We start from the raw sequence: 2,550 nt of genomic DNA, 5'->3' as shown, positions 1-2,550 counted from the left end.
GATATTCGGAGCTTGTGTAATTCACGAGAATGCCGGTGCGCAGGCCGTGGACCAGCGTGTTGTTCCAGTTTTCGAGCTTTTCGCCATTCTCTTCGAAAATGACGGCGCGGCGGAGAAAACCGTTGTTGCGGGAGATTCTCTCTACGCTATCAAAAAGCGAGCCGGAGCTGATGGCGGCTGTCATGAATTCCGGCACGGCGAAGGTGAGTTGATCCGTATCAGGATCAACAGGCAAGCGGCCAGCGGCAAAGGCGTGATAGTCGCCCGAAAGGGAGACGGTGTTGCTGATGCCTTCTTCCTTCAGAAAGGAAAGAATCTCTTTCAGTTCTCCCGGATAGCCCTGCCACGCATCCACGCCGACATAGCCATCTTCAAGGCCGGCAAATGGAATGCGCGAGAAATCGAGCCGCATTTGCAAGGCGGGGCCGCCATTCACCCAGATGCGCCATCTGGCTTTCGAGGCCTTCATGACCTGCTTGAACCACGCCTTTTGCGCAGCGCCCATCTGCGTACCGGGCGGTGCATCCTTGCGCGGGTTGGCGATTTTCTTGCCGCCATATTCGATCGTTCCGGGCGGGGTTCCGTTATTCGCGGTGCGACCGGCGTCGAGCAGCTTCACAAGGCGCACGGGGGGAAGGGGCGCGCCTTTCGTCAGCTCCTTCACCTCACCGCTCATCACAGGCGGGCTGCGATAGGAGCGGAGATCGGTAAGCACGAGGTCGGCGAGGGCTCCCCAGCGCAGGGTGCGATAGATGGTGAGGCTCGACACCGCTTTCAGGTTGTCACCTTGATAGAGGAAGTTTTCGTCATGCTCCTCAAAGGGTGTGTTCTCCACCGACCTTTTGCGGAAGTCGTGTGCGGGTGAGGCGATGCCATGGAAGGAGCGCGCATTGGAGAGCATGGCGGGGATGAATTCAAACCATGCGCGATTGGCAGCGAGCTTCCGCTTCTGCGCCGGTTCGCCGTCACCGAAATAGGTTTCATGCGCCTGCCAGGCATCATTCGTGAATTCGTGGTCGTCCCATGTATGCACGAAAGGAAAGCGCGCCCGCGCCGCCTGAAGGTCGGGGTCGGTCAGATAGGTTTTGTAGAGGTGGCGATAATCCGCGAGCGTGACGGCGGCCTGACCACCTTTCTGCCAGTGAGGCTTTGTGCCATCGGGTATCCACGGATCGCTGCCATCGGGCAGGGGGCCGATGAGGCGCGCAGGGGCTATGCCTTCCGGCACATCGCCGGTGCGTTCATAGATGAAATCGCCGAGATGCAGAACGAAGTCGATCTGGTCTTCGCGCGCGGCGCTGATGTCGTCATTCACGAGGCGGCGGAGCGCGCCGTAATAACCCTGCTCATAGTTCTGGCAGGAGACGACAGCAAACCGCACCTTGCGTGCGGTGCCGGGGCGCGGCGCGGTTCGCGTGCGGCCGGGAAGGAGCGAGGTGTCGCTGCCCGCATAGAAGCGGTAGTGATAGATCGTGTCCGGCGTCAGCCCCTGCACGAAAACGCGCACCGTGTGGTCCGACTCGCGTGTCGCCCGCACCGCCTGCTCCACGACAACGCGAGTGAACTCTTCATCTGTTGCGACCTGAAGATAGAGATCGATATCGCCATTGGGGAGCGCCGCGCCCTTGTCGATTGCCTCTACGCGCGTCCAGAGCATCACCGCATCAGGCTGCGGATCACCCGAGGCGAGGCCTTGCGGAAAATGGAACGAGCCGGGAGTGGCCTTCGCTGCGCCGAGGCGCGGGAAGAACGGGGTTGCAGCAGCCGAGAGCGCGAAACATCCCGCAGTCGCCCCGAACAGTTTCAAAAACTCACGACGGTCGAGAGACATTCTCGACATGGATACCCGCTCCCCAACTCACTTCATCAGCCACAGGAATCTTATAGAGACTTTGCCGCAGAAGCGGAACCAGGAGAGTTCAGCGAGCCTTTTTCTTCTGAGGGGCCTTTGCCCGAGTGGCTGGTTTTGTACCGGAAGCGGACGGCTTTGCGGGGCGACGCGTGAGCAGGCCCTTGAGATACTGACCTGTGTAGGAGCGGGGCTCGGCTGCGACCTTTTCGGGTGTGCCTGCGGCCACGATCTCCCCACCGCCATCACCGCCTTCGGGGCCGAGATCAAGGATCCAGTCGGCGGTCTTGATGACTTCGAGATTGTGTTCGATCACGACAACCGTGTTTCCGGCATCGACCAGCTCATGCAGCACTTCGAGGAGCTTTGCCACATCGTGGAAGTGAAGGCCGGTGGTCGGCTCGTCCAGAATATAGATTGTGCGGCCTGTCGCGCGCTTTGACAGTTCCTTGGCAAGTTTCACGCGCTGCGCCTCGCCACCGGACAGCGTGGTCGCCTGCTGGCCGACTTTGATGTAGCCAAGGCCGACGCGCTGGAGCACTTCCATCTTGTCGCGCACGGCGGGGACCGCCTTGAAGAAGGAGGCGGCTTCATCGACTGTCATTTCAAGAATGTCAGCGATGGACTTGTCCTTGAACTTTACTTCCAGTGTTTCGCGGTTGTAGCGGTGCCCGTGGCAGGCGTCGCACTCCACATACACA

General features: G+C 60.3%; 2 protein-coding genes. Both read right to left on the bottom strand.

The features are described from left to right. On the bottom strand, positions 1–1,840 hold a 1,840-nt coding region (locus WBF74_RS04100), incomplete at its 3' end, for an alkaline phosphatase D family protein (RefSeq protein WP_424435574.1). 79 nt (positions 1,841–1,919) lie between these two features. Next, on the bottom strand, positions 1,920–2,550 hold a 631-nt coding region (locus WBF74_RS04095; protein ID WP_424435571.1), incomplete at its 5' end, for an ATP-binding cassette domain-containing protein.

The sequence above is a fragment of the Parvibaculum sp. genome, from assembly GCF_049672805.1.
Classification (GTDB): domain Bacteria; phylum Pseudomonadota; class Alphaproteobacteria; order Parvibaculales; family Parvibaculaceae; genus Parvibaculum.
This window is presented reverse-complemented; position numbering and strand designations above follow the sequence as displayed.